Source organism: Leeuwenhoekiella marinoflava DSM 3653, assembly GCF_900129005.1.
Lineage (GTDB): Bacteria > Bacteroidota > Bacteroidia > Flavobacteriales > Flavobacteriaceae > Leeuwenhoekiella > Leeuwenhoekiella marinoflava.
In genome coordinates this window covers 53,364-77,525 of sequence record NZ_FQUN01000024.1, presented here as the reverse complement: position 1 = coordinate 77,525, position 24,162 = coordinate 53,364, and the positions used below count along the sequence as shown (strand labels likewise).

The following is a 24,162-nucleotide window of genomic DNA, read 5'->3' as shown; positions in this document are numbered from 1 at the left end:
CCCGTTAGCGCCGATGGTACTGCATCTCGTGGGAGAGTAGGTCGCCGCCTTGTTTTAAAGTCCGCATCATTCAATTGATGCGGACTTTTTTTATGAAGTAATGTCAAGGTGAAATCTTGAGAATTTAAACTTTGGGTCTTTGAATGAATCCTAATAGAGCAAGAGCGAGATCAGATTGAAACGAATAGCCCTTTTCAAAAAGGAAGGCTATTTGACGTAAGGTATTTTGTTTATAGAGTTGCTAGTCGTTAAGAACAGTTAAGTTGTATTTTATCTTGTTATTCTGTCTATACGGTGTTTAAAGATATAGGTTTGGACTTTGTGAGTTTGTCTTGCGATGAGAGTTGATCTAAACCCTTTTTAAGCGGCTATAGAACTCTTCTAATTAGGATAGATATATGTTAATTTCCATTTGAATTTAGTCTGAGGTGGGTGTAAGTCTCTTCAATCAATTCTTTGGAATATTTTCGCTCTAAACGACGTAGGGTGAAATGAGCTGTAGCCATTTTTTGAAAGTGCGAAATGAAAAGCACATTTATTGATGCTCCTGCGGCTGCGCCAATAACTGGTATGGCTTGTGCAACAAATTTTTCACCTACTTGTACGCTAAACCGTGCTGCAATCTGATTAATGAGTTTTGCAATAGGTGCTGCTGTTTGCGAAGTGATAGTTTCTATGATTTTTTTAGTTCCATTCTCTGCGATGTATGAACTAGCTTGATTCATTGTAGTGTGTAAAGCTGCTCGTGTCGCATAATAACTGGTGTCTAATTCATCATCATCTTCAGAGCTTCCGCCAAGAGCAAAAACTTGTAGGCAGGCTAATTGAGCCTCTATCTCGTGGATATTTTCTCCCTGACTGCGTGCGATATCCATAATAGAGCGCATCATAAACTTTGTAGAGAGAATTAAGTCTGCACTAAAACCCGCAACTCCAAAAAATCCACCTGTAGCTCCGGAAAGACCGGTAATGAGTTTATAGGTAATATTTGATGAAGTACGATTTGTTTTTTCTTTATTAAATGTTTTTAAATTTGCCTTAACTGCTAGTTGTAAAGCTTTTTGAATACGATCATTTATTTTATGCTGAACTGTTTCAGGTAATAATTCTAAACCGGAATCTATGGGTGTTCCAATGGTATTTAAAGCACGCATCAAAAATGAAATCTCGTCTAGATTTTTTCTTGATTTTTTGATGAGTGCCAAATCTTCAAGTGAAATTTTTTCTGTATTTGTTAGTTGTGTCATTATTAGTTTCTTTATTCACTATGGCTAAAATATTATAACTATAATTCAGCATCAACTTTTTAGGCTTTTCTTTAAACGTTTTTTCTGTAGGTTCAGTCTGTTAAAGCGGAATTTTTATTCAAGTTTATGAACTGGTAAACCAGTTAAGCTCTATTTTTAACCAAGCCATAGCTATTAAAATAGCTTACACCAAACTAGCCCACTGGTACAAAGATGTAGAGGAATCAGGTTTTAAGAGTTTCCAAACGGTAGCCAATAGTATTACTTTGAATTACCGCTCTGTACTCAACTATTTTTTAAACAGAAGTACAGACGCTTCAGCAGAATCCTTTAATGCCAAAGTAAAGGCTTTTAGATCACAATTCAGAGGAGTGAGGATACCGAATACTTCTTATATCGCTTGATTAAATTATATTCTTAAAATCGTAAAAACCCAGATTTTGGAGGATCCAGCGTTTATCCGAAAATTGCTTTAAAAACAAAAAACCCTGAAACATTTGTTTCAGGGTTTTTAAGTGGTACCTCCAGGAATCGAACCAGGGACACACGGATTTTCAGTCCGTTGCTCTACCAACTGAGCTAAGGTACCTCGCTAAAGCGGCTGCAAATATAGAATCCTTTTTTAGATTGCACAACCCTAAAAAGTAAAAATTTAAAATATTTTTTTGAAGCTTTTGCTAATTGTATGACTGCGAGGTTTTGAGTATTTGTATTTTTGCATAAATTTTTAACAATGGTCAATCTTGCAGTCGATTTGGGCAATACACGTGTGAAATTTGGCGTTTTTGAAGACTCAGTTTTAAAAAAGGTTTGGGCTGGAAATCTTCCGGAGGCTAAAGCTGAACTTTTAGAATTGGAGAAAAATTATCAGATAGCTATAGTTGCTATTTGTGCGACGGGCAATTCTAAAGATTTTGTCACGTTTGTAAAAAAGAGAAGTCTTTCGGTAGAGGTTTTATCATCACAAACAGCTTTGCCATTTCAAAATGGTTATGGAACTCCCCAGACATTAGGGGTAGATCGTATCGCTCTGGTTGCTGGTGCTCAAAAAAACTATTCAGGAAGCAACGTGCTTGTAATAGATGCAGGAACCTGTGTAACTTACGATTTTAAAGATAATAACGATGTGTACAAAGGAGGAGCGATTTCTCCAGGTTTGCAAATGAGGTTTAAAGCAATGCACGAGTTTACTGCTGGTTTACCGTACGTAGAAGTGGGAGATGAACCGATAGAAGTTATTGGTGTTAGTACAAAAACAGCACTGCAATCTGGTGTAGTTAATGGTTTAGTAGCTGAAATAGATGGGCTAATTGATTGGTATAAAAATAATTATAGTGAATTGACGATTATTTTAACAGGAGGAGACGGTGTATTTTTGTCTAGTAGGCTAAAAAATGGCATCTTTGCGAATTCAAATTTTCTCCTGGAAGGACTGAATTATATAACAGAATTTAATAGAAATTAATGATAAAAAGAATTTTAGTAGTTGTTTTAATCTGTATTACAACTTCTGCATTTGCTCAGGAAGGAAATTCATCACCTTATTCGTTTTATGGCTTGGGGCTTTCAAATTTTAGAGGCTCTATAGAAAATCAAGCTATGGGAGGAATTAGTATTCTGGGTGATAGTATTCATACAAATTATAGAAATCCCGCTGGCTATGCAGCTTTAAAGCTTACCAACTTTACTATTGCCGGAAGTCATCGTGAGATTAACTTAGAGACAAATACTGAGTCTGGATCTAATACTTCTACGACTATAGATTACATTTCTCTTGCTTTTCCGATTTCTAAAAAGCTTGGAGTTGGTTTTGGTTTAGTGCCTGAAACCTCTGTAGATTATGAAATTATAGATGGTGATGATACTAGTTTATCACACTATAAAGGAAAAGGCGGTGTAAATAGAGCTTTTCTTGCAGCAGGAATTAATCTTTTTAAAGGATTTAGGATAGGAGCTGAAGGAAGTTATAATTTTGGTAATATTCGTAATGAAATTATTCAGGCAGATGTTGATCAGCAATATAGCGTGAGAGAGTTAGATCGTTCTGATGTTACTGGATTTACTTATAATTTAGGAGCTCAATTTGAAACCACTTATGCAGAGCGCTATAAGATTTATACTTCTGCATCTTTTCAGCCAGAAACAAGTTTGACATTAAGCAATGAGCGCTCGCTTCAATCTGTTATTTATTCAGGTGTTGATCAGGCTGTAGTAGGTGTTATAGATTCTCAAGATTTTAATTTAGCAGATACAAAATCAATTGTTCCCAATACATATTCTTTTGGTTTAGGTACTGGAGAAATTAATAAGTGGTTTGCTGGTGGTCAGGTAGAGTTTTCTGAGACAAGTAAAGCTTCTAACAGATCTTTCAACTTTGCTAATACTTCTTATGAAGATTCATTTAAGTATAGGTTAGGTGGTTATTTTGTTCCTGATTACAATTCGATAACAAGCTACTGGGGTAGAGTTACTTATAGGTTGGGAGCTCGTTATGAAGAGTCTGGTTTATTAATAGAAAATCAATCTATTGATGAGTTTGGCATATCTTTTGGTCTTGGTTTGCCGTTAGGGAGAGGTTTTAGTAATGCTAACTTGACTTTTGAATACGGGCAGCGTGGTACAACAAACGCTGGTTTAGTAAAAGAAGATTTTTTCAAAGTTGGTCTTAGTTTGTCTCTAAATCCACTTAGACCGTGGTTTGTTCCTAACAAATACAACTAAAATTCTTATTATTGCTTTTAAAACCTTACAATGATGAAAACTAAATTAACATTACTATTTATAGCTCTTGTGGGAGCTGTAGGTTTGGTTAGCGCACAGGCTACCGAAGAATGCATCACCACAATGTCTATATTTTCAGAACATGCCAAAGTGAAAAATTACGATGCGGCTTATGAGCCTTTTATGAAGCTTCGTAAAGAGTGTCCAACAACTTCTTATGCATTATATCAATACGGAGAGCGTATACTTCATTATAAAATCGAAAATTCAACAGGTGCTGAGCAAAAAGCATTTTTAGATGATTTGAAAAAATTGAATGAAGAAAAGAAAACTCACTTTGCGAGCAAAGCAAAAGAGGGTGATGATATTTCTGATGTTGCTTTAACAATGTATGAGAACAAAATTGGTACAGCAGAAGAGCAATATGAGATGTTTAACAAGGCTTGGAAAGCTGATAGTAAAACATTCAAGAATCCTAAAGGTCTTTATGTGTTTTTTAATTTAGCTGTTGCTTTACAAGAAGCTGGTAAAATTGAATTACAGGAAGTTTTTGATCTTTATGACGGAATTCAAGAACAGATAACTACGATTCAAAACGAATATGCAAAAAACCTAGAAGTAATTCTTGAAAAGAATGAAGCGGGTACTGCATTGTCTTCAAAAGAAAAGCAAATAGAAAAGTATGCTGAGTCTAACCTTTCTAACTATTCTAAAGTTTCTTCTGGTGTAAATGGTATGCTGGGTAAACTTGCAGATTGTGATCGTTTAATTCCTTTTTATGAAGCTGATTATGAAGCTAAGAAAAATGATGTAGCTTGGGTAAGAGGTGCAGCAGGTCGCTTAATTTCTAAAGAATGTACAGATAGCGAACTATTTGTAACTCTTGTAGAACAATTAAATACATTAGAACCTTCTGCAAAGACTTCTTATTATTTAGGTCGTCTTGCTGAGCAACGTGGTGAAGATGCTAAAGCTCTTGAATATTATGAAGAGTCTGCTGAGCGTCAAACAGAACCTGCGGAGAAAGCTAAAGTATATTACAGACTTGCTGAAAACTTCAGAGGTAAAGCAAGTTATAGTAGAGCACGCACATATTATCAAAAAGCAGTACAAGCTCAACCATCTATGGGTATTGTTTATCTGAGAATCGCAGATATGTATGCAAAAAGTGCAAACAACTGTGGAGATTCAGTTTTTAATAAAAGAGCAATCTATTGGTTAGCTGCAGATATGGCTGTACGTGCTGGGCGTATAGATCCTTCTTTATCAGATACAGCAAATAAAACTGCAGCAGCTTACAGAGCTTTAGCTCCAGATAGAACGATGATCTTTAACGCCGGTAATGCAGGTCAACGTGTTTCTTTTGGCTGTTGGGTTGGCGGTAGTGTAACCGTACCTAGTTTATAAGTGAATAAACACGCTAAACATATTATCTTAAACTTAGTCACAGCAGTAGCTGTGACTTTGTTTTTTTTTGGTTGTGAGGATAACTCAGGAGCGATACAGAAATTCAATCAGCGTAATGATGGACCTTCAGCAGAGGGAGAAGGAGTGGTTTTAAAATACACCGACTCCGGTAAGGTTGTAGCGACTTTAAAAACACCGCTGATTATTGAGTATGGTCTTGCAGATTTTCCGTATGAGGAGTTTCCTGATGGGGTAGAAGTCACCTTTAGCGATGACAATAAAAAGGAAAACTACATCACCTCAGATTACGCAATTAGATATAAGCGTACAAACCTTATAGATTTACGTCAAAATGTAGTTTTGATCACGAGTGATTCTACACGCTTAGATGCTTCGCAGCTTTTTTGGGATCAGAAAAATAAATGGGTGTTTACAGATAAACCCTACACCTTAAAATTTCCTGATGATTCGTTTAATAACGGAGACTTTTTTGATAGCAGTGAAGACTTCAAAAATTTTATATCTTTAGATAACCAAAGTCGTATGTATGTAAAAGAAAGGGCTACTGCGACTCCTAATGACAGTGTTCAATAATGTCAAAATATTTTAAATACTTCGAGTACGCATATCTGTTCTTTGCAGCATTATTTCTCTATGAATCCTTTAGGATTTGGAATGTAGAACGCAACAAAGCCTATGTTTTTTTGTTTTTTGTAGTAGTAGCAATAGGTATGTATTTCTTTAAACGCAGGTTTAGGAAAAAATACGAGCAACGTAATAAGTAGATTCTATGGAGAGTGATATTCTCATTATTATTACCTCTTTGATTCTGTCTGCTTTTTTTTCGGGGATGGAAATCGCTTATGTATCTTCTAATAAGATTCATATAGAGATCGAAAAAAAACAAAACAACCTTATTGCTAAAGTGCTTACGCACTTAACTGAAAAACCCTCAAAATTTATTGCAACCATGCTGGTGGGTAATAACCTGGCATTGGTTATTTATGCCTATTATATGGGCGCATTACTCCAGACTTGGATAGAAGGAGCAGATTTTGGTTACATATGGTTGACCAATTTTTTTGTTGAATTTAGCTTGATAACACAAACGCTGATCTCTACATTAGTGGTTTTGATAACTGCGGAATTTTTACCCAAGGTGTTCTTTCAGATTTATGCAAATTCACTATTGAAGATATTTGCTGTGCCAGCTTACTTGTTCTATGTAGCCTTCAGTTTTTTGTCTTCATTTATTATTTGGGTTTCAGATAAATTGTTAAAAAAATTCTTCAAGACCGAAGGGGATGAAGTACAGCTTGCTTTTACAAAAGTTGAGCTGGGTAATTATATTACAGAGCAAATAGAATCTGTAGAAACTAACGAAGAACTCGATTCTGAAATTCAGATTTTTCAAAATGCATTGGAGTTTTCCGAAGTAAAATCAAGAGAAGTGATGATTCCGCGTACCGAAATGGTTGCTGTGGAAAAAGAAGAGTCTCTTGCTGCGCTAAATTCGATGTTTACAGAAACCGGACTTTCAAAAATATTGATATTTCAAGAATCTATAGATGATATTATTGGTTATGTGCATTCTTTTGAGTTGTTCAAAAAACCAAAGAGTATAAACGATGTTTTGATGCCGGTGATTTTTGTTCCGGAAACGATGTTGGTAAAAGATGTGTTGAATATTCTTATTAAAAAACGCAAAAGTATTGCTGTTGTGATTGATGAATATGGCGGCACCAGCGGAATGATGACAGTAGAAGATATTGTTGAAGAGCTTTTTGGCGAAATTGAAGACGAGCACGACAGTGTTGTGCTTATCGAAGAAGAACTTGCTGAAGGAGTTTATAAATTTTCAGCCCGTCTGGAAGTCGACTATATTAACGAGACTTATAAATTAGAACTGCCCGAAGATGAAAATTATGAAACTCTGGGTGGGTTGATCGTAAATCATACAGAAGGCATACCAGAAGAGAACGATGTTGTAGATATTGAAGGGTATCAATTTCATATAATTCAAACTTCAAATACAAAAATTGAACTCGTTCAGGTGCGTGTTGTAGAAAATGATTAACAAACAGTTGAATAACTACTTTTATTTTGACGATTTTACATTTTATTTTTTCATTTAAAATGGTATTTTCGCCCACTATTTGACAAACACATAAAAAATGGCAGTTTTAAACAAAATTAGACAGCGCTCTGTATTTTTGATCGCGATTATTGCACTAGCATTATTTGCTTTTGTATTGGCTGATGTATTAAAAAACGGAGGTTTTTCTACACAAAAGTCACAGCGTGTGCTGGGTACTGTAAATGATGAGGATATCGAGCAGCAAGAATTTGCAAAACTTGTAGAGACACAAACTGCACGTTACGGTAATAATATTACAAGTACACAAGCGGTAAATGCGGCATGGGAACAAGAAGTGCGTCGTATTTTACTTGAAGAGCAATATGAAAATCTAGGTATTAGCATAGAGCAAGATCGTATTAATGATCTTTTGAAAGAAGCTTTGCAAAGCGATCCTAACTTTCAAAATGCTAATGGTGTTTTTAGCGAGCAAAAACTTAAAGAATATATTGCGACTTTAAAGTCGACTAATCCTACAATGTATCAACAATGGGTTGCTTACGAGCAGCAATTAGCTAAAAATGAACAACAGCAAATTTATTTTGATCTGGTTAAAGCGGGCTTAAATACAAGCTTTAAAGAAGGTCAGATGGCTTATGATATGGAGAATAATCTTCGTGATCTACAATATGTTCAGGTGCCTTATACGTCTATTAAAGATGAAGATATTTCTATTTCTAAAGAGGAAATCTCTGATTATATTAAAGAGCATCCCAATGAGTTTAAAACTGAAGCAACACGTAACATTCGTTATGTAAAGTTTTCAGAAGATCCTACTTTAGATGATGAGGAAGCAGTTAAGACAGAATTAGCTAAGCTTTTAAATAGCAGGGTGGCGTATACGGCTGCAACTAAAACGAATGATACCATTGCAGGTCTTTCAAATACTACAAACCCTGAGGAATTTGTGAATGAGTATTCAGATCTACGTTATGTAGATACATATCTATTCAAAAATGAATTGCCAAAAGCAGCAGCAGATGAGCTTTGGTCTTTAGATGAAGGTTCTGTTTATGGTCCCTATAAAGACGATGGTTTTTATAAACTGTCTAAAGTAGTTTCGGTTACTCAGATTCCAGACTCTGTGCAGTCTTCTCATATTTTATTAACCTACCAAGGTTTGCAAAATGCAGGTGCACAAACGCGTACTAAAGCAGAGGCTAAAAAATTAGCAGATAGCTTAGAAGGTGTAATTAAGTCTAGTCCTTCTAAAATGGCTGAACTTGCAAAAGAATTTTCAGCAGACGGAAGCAAAGAAAAAGGTGGAGATTTAGGATATACTACAAAAGGAAGATTTGTTAAGCCATTTAATGATTTTGTTTTTGATGGTAGTACTGGTGATGTAGGTGTTGTAGAATCTCAGTTTGGATACCATGTGATTCGTATTGATGATCAGAAAAACAAACAACGTGCTGTTAAATTGGCAACTGTTGCTAAAGAGATTCAGCCTTCTCAGGAAACCATTAATGATGTTTTCAATACAACGACTAAGTTTCAAATGGCAGTAGCTGAAAGCAAAAATGAATTTGACGAGATTGCTAAAGAAGGTAATTATACGGTGCGTCCTGTAAATAGTATAAAAGTATTAGATGAAACCTTGCCTGGACAGGGAAGTCAACGGGATGTTATAAGATGGGCGTTTGATGAAGAACGTAGTACTGGTGATGTAGAGCGTTTTAATGTAGAAGGAGGTTATTTGATTGTTCAGCTAACTAAGAAAACTGAAAAAGGATTACTTCCTGCAGATGAGGCTTCTCCTCGTGTTACGCCTATTTTACGCAATGAGAAAAAAGCAACTCAAATTAAAAAGAACATCAGCGGTAAAGATTTAAGTGCTATAGCTAGTGCAAACAAGGTAACCGTTCAGAATGCTCCGGGGGTTAACTTAAAGAATCCTACTTTGGCTGGTTCTGGTACAGAGCCTAAAGTTGTAGGTGTTGCTTTTGGTTTAGATAAAGACGAAGTTTCTGCTCCTATTGAAGGGAATCGCGGTGTTTATGTTGTTAAAGTAACTGAAATTACTGCGGCAAGAGAACTTGATAATTATGCAAGTTTTGCTGTTCAAAAAGTAAATGCAGATCGTGCAACTGTTAATACGAGAGTTGTTCAGGCGTTAAAAGATGCGGCAACCATAGAAGATAAGCGTTCTAATTTTTACTGATAGAAAATTAGATTAGATATAACAAGAGTCGCTATAAAGCGGCTCTTTTTTGTTTAGAAAATTTTAGATTAACCTTTGTACATCATATCTTCAAAAGAGACGATTGTGTGATAGCCTTTCTTTCTAAAATATTCTTGATCATCTAGGCTTCCTGTAGCTAGAATAAAATCACCGCCCCAAGCCCCTAAACTTTTTATAGCTCCGGGATAATCTGCAAAAAGACACTGTTTGACCGTAGGTTGTTTAATTACGGAAGAAATAACACGTTCATGAGCTTGTATAAGCGCTTTAAAGCTAAACAGATCATCACAAGTTAAAAGTGTCTCGCTTATCCCGGAAACCTTCTTAGTCGCTTCTTCAAGAGCTTCAGGAGATTGTTTGCGGTAGTTAGCAATGGCTTCTCTGCTGTTTTGCTTTTTATTCAAATAAACGAAAAATAACTCATCACTAAAAGAAGGATAAAACATCGTCTGAAGCGTTTTAGGTTGGTTTGAATTACGCTGATACAGAATAGGAGCATCGTTGCCCGCACACGCAATATCGTAACCGCTTCCGCCAAAGGTCGCTTCTAACAATTCATACGGATTAACTTCAGCCCATTTTGCCAGCATGTAAATAAGAGTTGACGAAGAGCCAAGACCCCATTTTTGATTGAACTCTAGTCTCGTTGTGATCTCTAGATTTGGTTTTTCTACCAGAAACTGCGGATTCAATTTTTGAGCAGCAATCAGTATTTGAATCAGGCGTTCTTCCGGATTTTCAGATTTAGAATCTGATGCGGTTTTAAACTTCTCATAATTCAATTGAAATGAAAACCACTCATCTCCAAATTCTTTGATTCCGGTCCATTTAATTCCCGGCTTTTCAGATTCAGCTACGGTCAAATGCTGTCCTTTTTGAGTTGGGATTGCTAATGCAAGCGCACCGTCAAGAACTAGATATTCTCCGGTAATTAATAGTTTACCGTGACCATAATATGATTGTGACATGTTATTTTTTTGCTTTTTGGGGTTTATCGCTAATCCATTTTTGAATGTCGTAGATAGCGCTCACCGCTTCTTCAGTAGCGGTGTTTGCCATAATTACGACGGCGATTTCTTTTTCAGGAAAAAGAACAGTGTGGCAATAATAAGTGCCGGCGCTACCGTCGTGATAACTCATTTTTTGACCTTTCTTCTCAATATTTCCCCAGCCATAAGCATATGTGGGTTTCTCGAAATGTAATTTTTTGTAATCATCTGCTCCTAAATAATTGTCTTTCCCTATTAAGCCTTGAAGGTTGAGCTTAATGAATTTGCTATAATCTTCAATATTCATACTTATATCACCTGCGCTTACCATAAAGCTATGAAGTTTATAGCTGTGATCAGGTGCTAAAGAAGTTAATGAACCATTTTGTTCCAAATGTCCCCACGGAAACATATCATTTTCTTTATTTGGAAAACCGATGAAATAACTCAGGTCTAAGTCATTCATAATTTTATCAAGCAATTTTTTAAAACTTTTACCTGAAGCTTTCTCGAGCATTAATGCAGCCAGAACATAGCCTGCGTTAGAATAGGTTCCTGTTTTGACAGGCTTTTCAGTAAGGACGGTTTTAGCAAAAGCATATCTTTTTTCGCTAGTATTCCCGGTAAGGTTATTGAATTTTACGAGCTCCGTACCTTTAGTATATGCCGGTATCTGTGCATTGTGAGCAAGCAAATCTCCTAAAGTTATATTACTGTATGCTTTTTGGCTTGCAGTTTCTAATTCAGGGAATAGCTCAAAAAACGAGGTGTCAAAACTAATGACTTCCTGTTCGCTAAGGTGCATTGCAATAAAAGAAGTGATTGCTTTAGAGTTAGAGCCCAAATGAAATTTTGCATCTTGAGGTATGCGCTCTTTTTTGGTAAGTCGGACTTTTCCGTTTACATAAGAGAAAATAGTGTCAGGCGTAATCAAACTAACTGCAATAGCAGGGATTTGATTTTCTTGTTGCTGCTGTTTGATGTAGTCGTTTAGGGTGCTAGAGAATTCTTGAGCACTTATGGAACAACATATAAAGCAGCTAAAAAGTAAGCCTTGAACTGTTTTCATACGGTTTCAGATTTACGAATGCTGCTTATTAAAATATTCACGGCGCTGTGACTCACTTTATTGGTTTTAAAGTGTTGAATAGCTGTTTCTTTTTCTTCTGGTGTGGCTTGCAGTTGATTGAGTATATTCATCAGATGCATTTTCATATGTCCCTTCTGAATGCCTGTTGTAGTTAATGATTTTACCGCTCCAAAATTTTGAGCAAGACCGGCAACTGCTATAATTTCCATAAGCTGAGGAGCACTGGGATTACCTAGCATTTCAAGATTCAGTTTTACTAATGGATGTAATTTCGTTAGTCCGCCAACGGTTCCTAAAGCCAGCGGTATTTCAATCCAAAATTTAAAAATACCATCTTCTACAGCTGCGTGTGTTAAGCTAGAGTAGCTACCATCTTTTGATGCATATGCGTGAGCGCCGGCTTCAATTGCTCTAAAATCATTACCGGTTGCGAGAACCACAGCATCAATACCGTTCATAATACCTTTATTATGGGTTACAGCACGGTAGGGTTCAACTTCTGCAATATTAACCGCTTGTACAAACTTGTCTGCAAAAACTTCAGGGTCTATGCCATTCGCTTCAGAGAGTTCAGATACCGGGCAGCTCACTGCTGCTTTTACGGTGCAGCCCGGAACATAATTAGAAAGAATACTCATAATGATAACTAGATCAGCTTTGTTATTGCTATACGCCTCTGTATATTCTCGCTGCCAACTTTCAGCCAATTGTTCTAAACACGAATTGATGAAATTAGCGCCCATCGCATCAAGCGTTTCAAAAGTTACGTGCAGTTGGTAATAATTATCTAGAGCTTCGGTTTTATTGACTAAAGTTAGATTTGTTACACCACCGCCGCGCTTTTCCATAGATGCGGTAAGCAGTTTTAAATCTTCTAATAAAATTACTTTTTTAGCTTCAAAAAGCGCTTCTATAGTTTTGGAGTTTCCGTTATAAGTAAAGTGAACTTGCCCGATTTTTTCAGTTCCTAAAATTTCGGCTTTAAATCCACCACGCGACATCCAGAACTTAGCAGCTTTACTAGCTGCTGCAATCACAGAACTTTCTTCAATAGCCATTGGGATGGCAAAACTTTTGTTGTTGATTAAAAAGTTTGGGGCAATTCCTAGTGGTAAATAGTAGTTAGAAATGGTATTCTCAATAAACTCATCGTGTAACTGTTGTAATTTTTTATCATCATTCCAGTATTGTTTTAGGATGTGTGTTGCTTCCGGATTGTCGGGTAGAAAAGTTTCTGTTAACCAGGCTATTTTTTCTTCTTTAGTAAACCGGGAAAAACCTTGTATCGTATTTGACATAGATGTAAACGTATTGATAAACACAAGACTATAGCTCTAGTTCTTGTGAGTTTATATTAAAACAATTTAACCGAAATCTGCAGTTTGATTAGCAGATTGTAAAGATAGTGTTTTGTGAAAGTTTAGTTAGCGCTGGCTAATTTTGAAGTGCATTTTTTAAATGTAGAAGCAACGCTTGTAATAATAATCACAAACCTGCTTAGTGTTTTGAGTGAATCACTGCGTATTTAACAATGAAATAGACGCTTCTTTGGTTAATTTTTAGTAAAATTGGCGGACTATTTTTTACGATTTAATAACTATGAATATAAGAAAAACTGCCCTTTTGCTATTTTTGCTGGTAGCAGGAGTGGTGACTGCACAGCAAAAGAATATCACCCTTGAAGAAATTTACGACGGCACATTTAGAATGCAATATCTTGATAGGTTGCATTCTATGAATAACGGAAAAGAATATGCCGTTCTCAATACAGACAAAAATAGCGGTGTGAAAACACTAGATGTTTATAGTTACAAAACTGGTCAAAAAGTTAACACGCTCATCAACTCAAGCGAGATCGATGGGCTTGATTATTTTATAGGGTATACCTTAAGCAAAGATGAAAGCAAAGTTTTGCTAAGTACAAAATTGCGATCTATCTATCGCCGTTCTTCTTTAGGTGTGTATTATGTGTACGATCTGAAGTCCAGAAAGCTCACTCAGGTTGCTGAAGAAGCTATACAAGAACCTACTTTTTCTCCTGATGCTTCAAAAGTTGCTTACGGTCTTGATAATAATATCTATATAAAAGATATCAAAACAGGAAAAACCACTCAGGTAACTACAGATGGAGCCAAGAATAAAATAATCAATGGTATTACAGACTGGGTTTATGAAGAAGAATTTGCATTTGTAAGAGCTTTTGACTGGAATGCAGATGGAGATAAAATTGCTTATATCCGTTTTGATGAAACTGATGTTCCAGAATTTTCTATGGATATCTTCGGAAATGAATTGTATCCTTCTAAAGAAACTTTTAAGTACCCTAAAGCAGGAGAGACTAACGCTAAGGTGAGTTTGCATCTTTATGATGTAGCTTCATCTGAAACCAAAAATGTTAACTTAAGCGGTTTTCAAAACTATTATATTCCACGTTTAGAGTGGACGCCTGATGCAGATGTTTTAGCGGTACAAACTACAAACCGCAAGCAAAATGATTTGAACCTGTTGTTTGTAGATGCGACTTCCGCTAAAGCAAAACTGATCCTTTCAGATACAGATGATGCGTATGTTGATGTAACTGATAATTTGACTTTTCTTGATGATAATGATTTTATCTGGACGAGTGAGAAAGATGGTTGGAACCATATTTACCTGTATGATAAAAACGGAAAGTTGATCAATCAGGTTACAAAAGGACCTTGGGAGGTGACTAGCTATTATGGGTATGATACAAACAGTAAACGTGTGTTTTATCAGAGTTCTGAAAATGGCTCTATAAATCGCGGTGTCTATTCAATTAAAGTTAACGGAAAAAGCAAAGAAGCTCTTGCGGTAAAAGAAGGAACAAACTCTGCAAATTTCAGTACAGATTTCACATATTTCATCAATAGCTTTTCAGACGCAGAAACCCCTTATGTGTTTACACTTAATGATGCAAAAGATGGTGATGTGATCAGAAAGGTAAAAGACAATCAGGCTTTAAAAGATCAATTTGAAGATTATGTGATTTCAGAAAAAGAATTCTTTACGCTTCCTGTAAATGGCGAAGAATTGAATGCTTATATGATCAAGCCAAAAGATTTTGATCCTACTAAAAAGTATCCGGTATTTATGACGCAATATTCCGGGCCGGGTTCACAGAGTGTTGCAAACTCTTGGTCTGGTGGAAACGGGTATTGGTTTCAAATGCTTGCTCAGGAAGGCTATATTATTGTGTGTGTAGATCCACGCGGAACAGGCTTAAAAGGAAGAGACTTCAAGAAAATGACTCAAAAGGAATTGGGTAAATATGAAGTTGAAGATCAGATAGCGGCTGCACAGGCTTTAGGGGAGCGGGATTATGTAGATGCAGATCGTATAGGAATTTGGGGTTGGAGTTATGGTGGTTTTATGGCTTCTAATTGTATTTTTCAGGGAGCAGATACCTTTAAAATGGCAATAGCCGTTGCACCTGTTACCAGTTGGAGATTTTACGATTCGATTTATACAGAGCGTTATATGACAACTCCTCAGGAGAATGCATCAGGTTATGATACTAACTCACCGCTTTCTCACGTAGGTGAGTTAAAAGGAAAATTTTTAGTGGTTCACGGTAGTGCAGATGATAATGTGCACGTTCAAAACACGATGCGACTTATTGAAGCACTTGTACAAGCAAACAAGCAGTTTGATTGGGCAATTTATCCAGACAAGAACCATGGGATTTATGGTGGAAATACGCGTTTGCATTTGTACACTAAAATGACCAATTTCATTAAAGAAAACTTATAAAATAATATATGGCACAATCAGCACAACTCCCTAGGCAGAAAGAATTGTTTGGGCACCCGGTAGGACTTTACATTTTATTTTTCACAGAAATGTGGGAGCGTTTCTCGTATTACGGGATGCGAGCATTGCTAGTGCTATATATGACAACTTCTACAGTTTTAGGAGTTGATGATAGAGGTACGGGACTAGGCTGGACAGATCAAGAGGCATTAGCCCTTTATGGCTGGTACACAATGTTAGTTTACGTAGCTTCTATACCTGGAGGGATGATAGCCGATAAGTTAATAGGCCAGAAAAAGGCTGTGCTTTTAGGTGCAATTGTGCTGTGTATAGGCCACGGCGTTTTGGTTCTTACTGATGTCTGGGCGTTCTATACCGGACTGGGGCTTGTGATTGCTGGAGTTGGATTGCTCAAGCCTAATATATCTACGATGGTAGGTGGTCTTTATAAAGAAGGTGACATTCGGCGGGATAAAGGTTTTAGTATTTTTTATATAGGAATTAATTCAGGTTCATTATTAGCTACTTTAATAATTGGGTTTGTTGTTGCTGAATACGGCTGGCATGCTGGTTTTGGTCTTGCAGGAATAGCTATGTTATTAGGACTTGTTGTTTATTTATACGGTCAAAAGTATTTAAAGAGTGTTGGTAGTTTAATGAAGGTAGAAAAAGCCGAAGATGAGATTTCTTATGGAAAACTATACGGAGAACTACCGAAATCACCAATGCAATTAACGGTAACTGCAATTCTTATAGTTCTTTCAATTGTTGGATGGTATTTTATGGGATGGGGTTATGGACTTTTATTTTTATTCATAACCGGTATAGCTGCATTAATGATGATGATTTATAAAGATTTACCTTCTAGGATTTTTAAAGATCGTTTTATGGTTTTACTTCTTTCTTTTATAATGACCATTATTTTTTGGGGTGCATTTGAACAGGCAGGTGGTTTGATGAACCTATATACTGATTCTAAAACAGATAGAATACTATTTGGGATGGAAGTACCAACGGTTATGTTTCAGAGCTTAAATGCTGGATTTATAATAATCTTTGCTACGATAGTCGCAAATTATTGGGCTAAGAGAAAGCTTAAAGGAAAAGAGGCGAGCTCGATTCTTAAAATGGCTATGGGTATTATTATTATGGGCTTCGGTTTCCTATTTATGGTTTTTGCTGTGATGGAGTTTGATAAGTCTGGTTCGTCTAGTATGCTTTGGTTAGTTTTTGCTTATTTGTTTCATACTATTGGAGAGCTTTGTATATCACCTGTGACACTTTCTTTCATTACAAAACTAGCGCCAGCAAAATATGCGTCGTTACTGATGGGAGTCTATTTTGCTGCGACGGGACTTGGGAACAAAGTTGCCGGGATACTTGGCGAGTCGGCAAGTGAATTTGGTGAGTATGCTATATTCTTAGGTATTTTAATATTTACAAGTGCTGTAGGAGTAGTTTTTATTTTGGTACTTAAACCACTTAAAAGATTGACTCACGGTGCTGAAGATAATGAGCGTGAGATGCTCGAACAGGAAGAGTATGAACTTGCAGATCCTGATATCAACTAATCTGGAATAGTTAGTATGGCTACTTCTTCTACAGAACAATTTTTCAAAAATCCGGTGTTGGGTCATCCCGCCGGATTGTTTGTTTTATTTTTTACTGAAATGTGGGAGCGCTTTTCCTATTATGGGATGCGGGCACTTTTAGTTTTGTTTTTAACGGCTTCTTTATTTGAAGAAGGCTGGGCCTGGCCACGCGAGCACGCGTTGTCTCTTTATGGTACCTATACGTCTCTGGTTTACCTGACCCCCATTTTAGGTGGTTATATAGCTGATAAAATCATCGGTTATAGAATGGCGGTTGTTACAGGAGCATTATTGATGACTTTAGGGCACGCTTCTATGGCGGTTGATAGTCAGTTTGCATTGTATTCAGGATTGTTTTTTCTCTGTGTAGGTAATGGATTTTTTAAACCTACGATGACATCGATTATTTCTAAGATGTATGAGAATCATGAGCATAAAAAAGACGGGGCGTATACCATTTATTATATGGGTGTAAATGCAGGCGCTTTCTTAGGAATTTTACTTTGTGGATATTTGGGTGAACAATGGGGCTGGCATTGGGGCTTCGGCTTAGCCGGTATTTTTATGTTTGCCGGAATGCTTCAGTTTTACTTTGCACAAAATATTTTTGGAGAGGTAGGGAAGAAGCCGGTTAAGACTGATGCTGAACAAATAACCGAAGATCCTTCTATCAAAAAAAACCCGTTTCTAACCATAGATAAAATCTTTATCGGCATTAGCGCGCTTATTGGTTTGGTGTGGATTATTAATGATCCTATGTCTAAAATTGGTGGAGCAGACGTTTTTAACTTTCAGGTAGGAAGCCTTTCCGGAAGCAACGTTATGATCCTTTTTGCGCTGGTGATTTTTATAATTCTTTTGGTTTCCAGAATTGTGCGATATGCTTCCATTGTCAGAGATAGAATGATCGCGGTATCTATTTTTGCATTTTTTACCGTGTTTTTTTGGGCTGCTTTTGAACAAGCAGGTGGGTCGATGACTATTTTTGCAAATGATTATACAGACCGCGTCTTAGAAGGTAGTGCCGGTACGATTTTTAGAATCTCAAACACACTTATTACCATTATTCCTTTAGGAGTGATTACTTGGGTCTTATACCTACTCTTCAAACAAACATTTGCAAAATATAGATTAGCAAATCTTATTCTTGGCGGAAGCTTTTTAATTATCTGGGCATTGGTATTGACGATGCTCTATGAACAATATACTGCTGAATCGCCAGAGGTGCCAGCCTCGTGGTTTAGCGTATTAAACTCCTTGTTTATCATCATTTTTGCACCGCTTTTTTCTAAGGTTTGGGAATCTAAATACAATCCTAGTGTCGCGGTAAAATATGGAGTGGGGCTCATTTTATTAGGAATAGGTTTTGGAGCTTTGGCTTACGGAGCAAATGATATTCCGCAGGGAGCAAAAGTCGCGTCTGTAAGTATCATTTGGTTGATTTTAGCCTATTTCTTTCACACGATGGGCGAATTATGCTTATCGCCTGTAGGGCTCTCTTATGTAAGTAAATTGGTTCCCGGTAGAATGATTGCAATGATGTATGGCGTTTGGTATCTTGCTATTGCAATAGGAAATAAACTGGCCGGAAGTACGGGTGGAATGATCGATCAGGTGACTCAAGAGTATTCCTTATCTACATTTTTCTTGTTGTTCTTGCTAATTCCTGGTGGCGCCGGAGTTTTAATTATCTTGTTGCATCCCTTATTAAAAAAATTAATGCACGGCATTCATTAGAATGGTCTGCTTTTTGAAATACCCTAAATTAAAACAAATTATGCAAAAATTAGTAGTCGCAATAGTGCTGTTGTTTATAGGTATAGGAAGCCTTTCTGCTCAAGAAAAGATAATGTGGATGAGTTTTAACGAAGCGCTAAAAGCGCAAAAGAAAGAACCTCGCAAAATTTTTATGGATGTTTATACAGACTGGTGTGGGCCTTGTAAATTACTGGACCAAAACACGTTTCAAAATCCTGATGTTGCAAAGTATGTAAATGCCAATTATTATGCAGTAAAGTTTAATGCTGAAGGAACTGAAAAAATAACCTATCAGGATTTTGAGTATACAAACCCTAATCATGATCCTAAACGAAAAGGAAGAAATAGTCAACATCTTTTTGCACATGCGATGAAAATAAATGCGTATCCAAGTATCGTATTTTTTGATGAAAAAGGAGACTTAATTCAACCATTGCCGGGTTATAAAACACCACAGCAGCTTGAGTTATTTTTAAAGATGATCAAATCTGATGATTATTTAGAAATCACCACAGCAGAAGCTTGGGAAGCGTACCAGTCAGGTTTTGAAAGTACATTTAAAAGTTAGAGAAATCCTTTATTCAATCTTATAAAATCCCTTTTCATAGGTGTTATGAAAAGGGATTTTTTGTTGCTTACAAGTCTGTTTCCAGCGGTCAACATAACTTTTGTAGTTGTTTCCGTCTGCAATAATTTTAGCGTTTGGGTATCTTTTGATGAGTCGATCTAAATTAAGTTTTGGCGATTGCGTGAGTATAATATAATCTGGGTTGAGCCCTTCAATATTAAAAATGCTAAGACTGTCTATTTTTAATATTAGCTTTTCAGAATTTATATAAAGATGTCGGAGGCTGTCATTCTTAACTTCAGTGATTAATTGATTTTCTTTAAAGTTTTCAACTAAAATAGGAGGAATTTCTTCCGCTTCTGTTGAATAAAGAAGGAGATTTCGATTGGTGGTTTTTTGAGTGAAAATTGTTTTTTGGTAACGATGATTGACGTAAAATTCTGGTTTAGACTGAAGATATGCAGACGTAATCAAAGTGAGTGGGAGCAAGATCATTGCTGATAGAAAGAAGATACTTTTTTTGAATGTGATTTTATCAAATAAGCTTCCGCCGGAAATAAGTATCAGATATGTGACCAATACTAAAGTTGCTGAAAAATAGATGTTCTTTAAGAGCAGAAAATCCATTTCAGCAATAAAAGAAACGAAACGATTCAACCAAGTCAATAAGATGTCAAAGCCTGTGGCTAAGGATTGTGGTAATAGATTAAGTATCGAAAGGAATATAATTAGCAGTCCGTAAATCAGCAGGAAGCTAATCGCTGGTAAGACAACCATATTAGCCACCAGAAACATTCCCGGAAATTGATGAAAGTAGTACAAACTCAAAGGTAAAACCCCCAATTGTGCGGCGAGACTAACTAAAATGAGTTGCCAATAGTATCTTACAATTTTATTTTTGGGCTCCCATAAGGCGTTGAATTTTGGGTAAAGCCACATTATAAAAAATACCGCAGCATAGCTCAGTTGAAAACCAACCTCATAAATGAGTTGAGACTTGAATAAAAGTAAAATAAAGGCTGAGGTGATTAAAGCATTCAGCCCAGCTTGGCGTTGATTTAAGAGTAAACCAACTTGTATGAATGTAAACATCGTTGCCGCTCTAAGCACCGAGGGAGAGAAGCCTGTGATAAACGCAAAACACCAGATCGCAATTATAATAATGATGGTTTTTATTAATCGGCTTTTACGATAGTTTCCTAACGGACTCAATACAAATTGTAGTATGAGCATCAAGATGCCTACGTGTAAGCCTGAGACTGCCAGAATGTGAATAACACCGGCATTGATGTAATCAGCTCTCAATTCATTAGATAAGTCTTGACGCTGTCCTAAAAGTAACGCATTAAAAACTGCTTTAGATTTTGTATTGAAATCATACGATTCTAGTTTTTGATTTATGCGATTCCTAAACATAGAAGCTAGCCCTTTTAAACTACGTTCCGCTGGGTTAATTTTTATGAAATCAAGAGGTTTGAGGTTCACTTGCGCATAAATATCTTGATTTTTCAGATATTTTTTATAGTCGAATTGATAGGGTGCTCGGGGAGGAGAAATTTCTAACAGTTGAGTTTTTGTGTAAATAATATCGTCAACTTGAATTGTAGTTTTTGTGTTGAGTGAGTCTTTTATAATGTTCAAAATAATCTTTCCGGAAGAATACTCTTTATTAGCTTCATCAACTCGAGCAATAGCTTTAGCATCATAAAATCCAGGTTTTAAAAGCTCTAAAACAGTTAGTTTTAGCTGGATTTCAGAATTAAAATCAGTTTGCTTTAAATAATGTTTGTCGTCTTGAAGTGGATTTTCAAAGTGAACTTCAATTAAACCAATACAACAAAATAGCACGAAAGCAAGAATGCTGCTGATGCTGTTTTTTGTGAAATTCTTTTTTAAGATAAAATGAGTAGCTGCGAATAAAACTAGAGCAACTCCAAAGCAAATCAGTGTTGTAATTAACGGTAAATTGAAAGCAGGGGCAAGAAGGATTCCTGAAAGGAGTCCTAAAAGAAGAATTAAAAGGGTGGAGTTGATGCCTTTCACCTGGCCACCAGATTTGATTAGTTTTTACAATACTAATCAAAAAATCAATGTATTACATAATTCTTCGAGCTTCTTTAAATGCATTGTTCCAATACCCTTCGTTTAATGAGGAAACAATAACACCCTGTGAAGTAGATGAATGAATAAAGAGAATCTGGTCTGGCAGCACATCAACCACAAGGCCCACGTGATTAATTTGTTTACTTCGGCGACCTGTGATGAAAAAGAGTAGATCTCCGGGGATAACATCATCAGATTTAATGCGTTTACCTTCTTCGGCAATATGACGACTTACTCTTGGGATACTTATTCCTTCTTCTAAAAATGAAGTGTAAACGAGACCGCTGCAATCCATTCCTTTCTCTGTAATTCCTCCGTATTTGTATGGAGTTCCCTCATATTGCCGTGCGTTATTTATAATGTTGAACCGAAGTCTGTTTTCTTCACTCTCTTTAATTTCAGATAAATATATAAGTTCTCTTTTAGAAGGTACTGAAGTCGTAATGCTGCTGTTTTCGTTAGGAGCGGTGTACCGTGTATTTTCTACTGAAGAAACAGATTTTGTAGCTTTTTTACTTCCGCCACAACTCACTAATGCAATACTTGCCAAAATCGATAAAAGCGTTCTTTTCATATACATCATCTCTCAAAAGAGCAATTTGATTTAATTATTTTTTGGAATACTGCTTACAACTAACTGAGCAGTTTTTGTACTGGCCCCTGTTCCTCCGAGTTTTTTTTCTAGTTTGTAATACTCACTGAAAAGAGCTTTTCGCTTTTCCTGATCTAGGATATTTGATAACGCTACTTTCAAAGATTTGGTATTGAATTCAGATTGAATTAATTCTTTAACCACTTCTTTGTTCATTATAAGATTAACCAGCGAAATGTAATCGAGTTTAATCACGCGCTTTGCAATCTCATAACTTATTCTTCCGCCTTTATAGCAAACCACTTCAGGAACTTTAAACAATGCAGTTTCTAAAGTTGCCGTTCCCGAAGTTACAAGCGCAGCGTGTGAAACATCAAGCAGATTATAAGTCTGGTTCATCACAATATGCGTTCTGTTTTTTTGAAGAAAGGGTTCGTAAAAATCAGCATCTTGGCTAGGGGCACCTGCGATTACAAATTGATATTCCTTAAAATCAGGCGTAATGCTGAGCATAATTTCGAGCATTTTCTGGATTTCTTGCTTCCGGCTACCCGGTAATAAGGCGATAATAGGACGCTCGTCTAAATCGTGTTGCTTCCTGAAACTTTCAGGAGAAACTGGTGTTCTTGCGCTGATCTCGTCAATTAATGGGTGTCCTACAAAATGAACAGGGAAATTATGCTTTTCTTCATAAAATTCTTTCTCAAAAGGAAGGATGACATACATCGCATCGATATCGCGTTTGATAGCTTTTATACGACCTTCTTTCCACGCCCAGATTTGCGGAGAAATATAATAATGATTTTTGTAGCCTTGTTCGCGGGCCCATTGTGCAATCCGTAAATTAAAGCCGGGATAGTCAATATAAACTATAACATCAGGATCGTATGCTGCGATATCCTTTTTACAAAAAGACAGGTTTTTTGTAATCGTGCGCAGGTTCATCAAAACTTCCAGAAAGCCCATAAAGGCAAGATCGCGGTAATGTTTTACCAATGTACCGCCTACTTTTTGCATCAAATCCCCTCCCCAGAATCTAAAATCAGCTTGTGGGTCTTCTGCTAAAATAGCCTTCATCAGATTGGCTGCGTGTAAATCGCCACTTGCTTCGCCTGCTATGATATAATACTTCACGATTTACTTGATTTTGATAATTTATAAAGGTGAAAATTACGAATTAAATTTCCAGTCATTCAGTTTATCAATAAAATGATGTGCAGTTAAATCAAACTGAACCGGCACAACTGAAACATAGCCTTGAGCCAGTGCCCATTCGTCTGTATCTTCGCCTTTGTCTTCGTTTACAAACTCTCCGCTTAACCAGTAATAATCACGTCCCATAGGATTGGTGCGTTTGTCAAAATCTTCAACCCATTGTGCGTTAGCTTGCCGCCCCACTTTTATACCCCGTATTTCGCTGGCTTTCAATTTGGGAATATTTACGTTAAGCACAACTCCCTTAGGAAGACCGTTTTTGAGAACCTCTCTAACGATTTTTTTTACATACGTATCACAATGTGAAAAGTCGGCATCTATAGAATAATCGAGGAGCGAAAATCCAATAGCTGGGATTCCTTCTACACCTGCTTCAACTGCAGCACTCATCGTTCCGGAGTAAATAACATTTATTGACGAGTTAGAACCGTGATTAATTCCGCTGACACAAATGTCTGGTTTGCGGTGCATGATTTCTTGCACAGCGATTTTTACACAATCTGCAGGCGTGCCAGAACAACTGTATTCTTTGTGGCCTTCATCTTGAAATTCCTGTACAGGATCACAATAAATGGTGTCATTTACTGTTATAGCGTGACCCATACCGCTTTGAGGACTGTCTGGAGCTATAACAATCACATCACCAAGCTCTTGCATTAATTTTATCAATTTGCGTATGCCGGGAGCGGTGATGCCGTCGTCGTTAGTAACCAGAATCAGTGGTTTTTGATTTGCCATTTAGTTTTGCTTTCTACCGCTAAAATACTAAATTACCAAGCCATCCCGAGGC

The 24,162-nt window shown here is 36.6% G+C and carries 19 protein-coding genes and 1 tRNA gene; 11 read left to right on the top strand and 9 right to left on the bottom strand.

Annotated elements, in window-relative coordinates; all coding sequences use genetic code 11:
• Nucleotides 1-401: 401 nt before the first annotated feature.
• Nucleotides 402-1,247 carry an EcsC family protein gene (locus BUB91_RS18570; protein ID WP_073100693.1) on the bottom strand — a complete coding sequence of 282 codons (846 nt, stop codon included), beginning with the start codon at nt 1,245-1,247 and terminating at the stop codon, nt 402-404.
• A 110-nt stretch (nt 1,248-1,357) separates the two neighbouring features.
• Here BUB91_RS18570 and BUB91_RS20690 point away from each other — a divergent pair, with 110 nt between their 5' ends.
• The gene (locus tag BUB91_RS20690; protein WP_317041364.1) at nt 1,358-1,651 is read left to right on the top strand and encodes a transposase; all 294 of its coding nucleotides are present in this window, start codon (nt 1,358-1,360) and stop codon (nt 1,649-1,651) included.
• A gap of 112 nt (nt 1,652-1,763) precedes the next feature.
• Here BUB91_RS20690 and BUB91_RS18560 read toward each other — a convergent pair.
• Nucleotides 1,764-1,836: transfer RNA gene (locus tag BUB91_RS18560), tRNA-Phe, on the bottom strand.
• 126 nt (nt 1,837-1,962) lie between these two features.
• Here BUB91_RS18560 and BUB91_RS18555 point away from each other — a divergent pair.
• The 6 genes from BUB91_RS18555 to BUB91_RS18525 all read left to right on the top strand — a co-directional run bounded on the left by BUB91_RS18555 (nt 1,963) and on the right by BUB91_RS18525 (nt 9,673).
• Nucleotides 1,963-2,712 carry a type III pantothenate kinase gene (locus BUB91_RS18555; protein WP_254796113.1) on the top strand — a complete coding sequence of 250 codons (750 nt, stop codon included), beginning with the start codon at nt 1,963-1,965 and terminating at the stop codon, nt 2,710-2,712.
• Nucleotides 2,712-3,968, top strand: a complete 1,257-nt coding sequence (locus tag BUB91_RS18550; RefSeq protein WP_073100690.1) for a BamG family beta-barrel-assembly machinery protein — start codon at nt 2,712-2,714, stop codon at nt 3,966-3,968. The genes BUB91_RS18555 and BUB91_RS18550 overlap by 1 nt, the downstream gene beginning before the upstream one ends.
• Before the next feature lie 30 nt (nt 3,969-3,998).
• Nucleotides 3,999-5,375, top strand: a complete 1,377-nt coding sequence (locus BUB91_RS18545; RefSeq protein ID WP_241652677.1) for a tetratricopeptide repeat protein — start codon at nt 3,999-4,001, stop codon at nt 5,373-5,375.
• Nucleotides 5,376-5,969 (top strand): LPS export ABC transporter periplasmic protein LptC, encoded by a 594-nt coding sequence (gene lptC, locus BUB91_RS18540; RefSeq protein ID WP_164917881.1) that lies wholly within the window; start codon nt 5,376-5,378, stop codon nt 5,967-5,969.
• A gap of 196 nt (nt 5,970-6,165) precedes the next feature.
• A complete protein-coding gene (locus BUB91_RS18530; protein WP_073100687.1) occupies nt 6,166-7,452 on the top strand; it encodes a hemolysin family protein in 1,287 nt (428 codons plus the stop codon).
• A gap of 97 nt (nt 7,453-7,549) precedes the next feature.
• Nucleotides 7,550-9,673 (top strand): peptidylprolyl isomerase, encoded by a 2,124-nt coding sequence (locus BUB91_RS18525; protein WP_073100686.1) that lies wholly within the window; start codon nt 7,550-7,552, stop codon nt 9,671-9,673.
• Nucleotides 9,674-9,741: 68 nt separating this feature from the next.
• Here BUB91_RS18525 and BUB91_RS18520 read toward each other — a convergent pair whose 3' ends face one another.
• The 3 genes from BUB91_RS18520 to BUB91_RS18510 are packed head-to-tail and all read right to left on the bottom strand — an operon-like array spanning nt 9,742 to nt 13,071.
• Nucleotides 9,742-10,662 carry a GYDIA family GHMP kinase gene (locus tag BUB91_RS18520; RefSeq protein ID WP_073100685.1) on the bottom strand — a complete coding sequence of 307 codons (921 nt, stop codon included), beginning with the start codon at nt 10,660-10,662 and terminating at the stop codon, nt 9,742-9,744.
• A gap of 1 nt (nt 10,663) precedes the next feature.
• Nucleotides 10,664-11,752, bottom strand: coding sequence for a serine hydrolase domain-containing protein (locus BUB91_RS18515; RefSeq protein ID WP_073100684.1), 1,089 nt, complete (start codon nt 11,750-11,752; stop codon nt 10,664-10,666).
• Nucleotides 11,749-13,071, bottom strand: a complete 1,323-nt coding sequence (locus tag BUB91_RS18510) for a hydroxymethylglutaryl-CoA reductase, degradative (RefSeq protein ID WP_073100683.1) — start codon at nt 13,069-13,071, stop codon at nt 11,749-11,751. Before BUB91_RS18510 ends, BUB91_RS18515 begins: the two co-directional genes overlap by 4 nt.
• Nucleotides 13,072-13,372: 301 nt before the next feature.
• Here BUB91_RS18510 and BUB91_RS18505 point away from each other — a divergent pair, with 301 nt between their 5' ends.
• The 4 genes from BUB91_RS18505 to BUB91_RS18490 are packed head-to-tail and all read left to right on the top strand — an operon-like array spanning nt 13,373 to nt 19,462.
• Nucleotides 13,373-15,544: a S9 family peptidase gene (locus tag BUB91_RS18505; protein WP_073100682.1), complete on the top strand. Its 2,172-nt coding sequence runs from the start codon at nt 13,373-13,375 to the stop codon at nt 15,542-15,544.
• 8 nt (nt 15,545-15,552) lie between these two features.
• Entirely contained in the window at nt 15,553-17,115 is a 1,563-nt protein-coding gene (locus BUB91_RS18500; RefSeq protein ID WP_073100681.1) for a peptide MFS transporter, read from the top strand.
• A 15-nt stretch (nt 17,116-17,130) separates the two neighbouring features.
• Nucleotides 17,131-18,873 (top strand): peptide MFS transporter, encoded by a 1,743-nt coding sequence (locus tag BUB91_RS18495; protein WP_073100680.1) that lies wholly within the window; start codon nt 17,131-17,133, stop codon nt 18,871-18,873.
• 40 nt (nt 18,874-18,913) lie between these two features.
• The gene (locus BUB91_RS18490; RefSeq protein ID WP_073100699.1) at nt 18,914-19,462 is read left to right on the top strand and encodes a thioredoxin family protein; all 549 of its coding nucleotides are present in this window, start codon (nt 18,914-18,916) and stop codon (nt 19,460-19,462) included.
• Nucleotides 19,463-19,471: 9 nt separating this feature from the next.
• Here the strand turns inward: BUB91_RS18490 and BUB91_RS18485 are convergent, their stop codons facing one another.
• The 4 genes from BUB91_RS18485 to surE are packed head-to-tail and all read right to left on the bottom strand — an operon-like array spanning nt 19,472 to nt 24,110.
• Nucleotides 19,472-21,505: a ComEC/Rec2 family competence protein gene (locus BUB91_RS18485; protein WP_083558042.1), complete on the bottom strand. Its 2,034-nt coding sequence runs from the start codon at nt 21,503-21,505 to the stop codon at nt 19,472-19,474.
• A 52-nt stretch (nt 21,506-21,557) separates the two neighbouring features.
• Nucleotides 21,558-22,139: a C40 family peptidase gene (locus BUB91_RS18480; RefSeq protein WP_073100697.1), complete on the bottom strand. Its 582-nt coding sequence runs from the start codon at nt 22,137-22,139 to the stop codon at nt 21,558-21,560.
• A gap of 30 nt (nt 22,140-22,169) precedes the next feature.
• Entirely contained in the window at nt 22,170-23,291 is a 1,122-nt protein-coding gene (gene lpxB, locus BUB91_RS18475; protein WP_073100679.1) for a lipid-A-disaccharide synthase, read from the bottom strand.
• Nucleotides 23,292-23,327: 36 nt separating this feature from the next.
• Nucleotides 23,328-24,110, bottom strand: a complete 783-nt coding sequence (gene surE, locus BUB91_RS18470; RefSeq protein WP_073100678.1) for a 5'/3'-nucleotidase SurE — start codon at nt 24,108-24,110, stop codon at nt 23,328-23,330.
• Between the last annotated feature and the right edge of the window lie 52 nt (nt 24,111-24,162).

Excerpts from the sequence above, each read along its gene's own strand:
- BUB91_RS18515 (WP_073100684.1), bottom strand. The coding sequence starts at position 11,752 with ATGAAAACAGTTCAAGGCTTACTTTTTAGCTGCTTTATATGTTGTTCC.
- BUB91_RS18480 (WP_073100697.1), bottom strand. The coding sequence starts at position 22,139 with ATGAAAAGAACGCTTTTATCGATTTTGGCAAGTATTGCATTAGTGAGT.
- surE (WP_073100678.1), bottom strand. The coding sequence starts at position 24,110 with ATGGCAAATCAAAAACCACTGATTCTGGTTACTAACGACGACGGCATC.
- BUB91_RS18500 (WP_073100681.1), top strand. The coding sequence starts at position 15,553 with ATGGCACAATCAGCACAACTCCCTAGGCAGAAAGAATTGTTTGGGCAC.
- BUB91_RS18530 (WP_073100687.1), top strand. The coding sequence starts at position 6,166 with ATGGAGAGTGATATTCTCATTATTATTACCTCTTTGATTCTGTCTGCT.
- BUB91_RS18570 (WP_073100693.1), bottom strand. The coding sequence starts at position 1,247 with ATGACACAACTAACAAATACAGAAAAAATTTCACTTGAAGATTTGGCA.
- BUB91_RS18525 (WP_073100686.1), top strand. The coding sequence starts at position 7,550 with ATGGCAGTTTTAAACAAAATTAGACAGCGCTCTGTATTTTTGATCGCG.
- BUB91_RS18490 (WP_073100699.1), top strand. The coding sequence starts at position 18,914 with ATGCAAAAATTAGTAGTCGCAATAGTGCTGTTGTTTATAGGTATAGGA.
- BUB91_RS18545 (WP_241652677.1), top strand. The coding sequence starts at position 3,999 with ATGATGAAAACTAAATTAACATTACTATTTATAGCTCTTGTGGGAGCT.
- BUB91_RS18550 (WP_073100690.1), top strand. The coding sequence starts at position 2,712 with ATGATAAAAAGAATTTTAGTAGTTGTTTTAATCTGTATTACAACTTCT.
- BUB91_RS18510 (WP_073100683.1), bottom strand. The coding sequence starts at position 13,071 with ATGTCAAATACGATACAAGGTTTTTCCCGGTTTACTAAAGAAGAAAAA.
- BUB91_RS18505 (WP_073100682.1), top strand. The coding sequence starts at position 13,373 with ATGAATATAAGAAAAACTGCCCTTTTGCTATTTTTGCTGGTAGCAGGA.
- BUB91_RS18520 (WP_073100685.1), bottom strand. The coding sequence starts at position 10,662 with ATGTCACAATCATATTATGGTCACGGTAAACTATTAATTACCGGAGAA.
- BUB91_RS18495 (WP_073100680.1), top strand. The coding sequence starts at position 17,131 with ATGGCTACTTCTTCTACAGAACAATTTTTCAAAAATCCGGTGTTGGGT.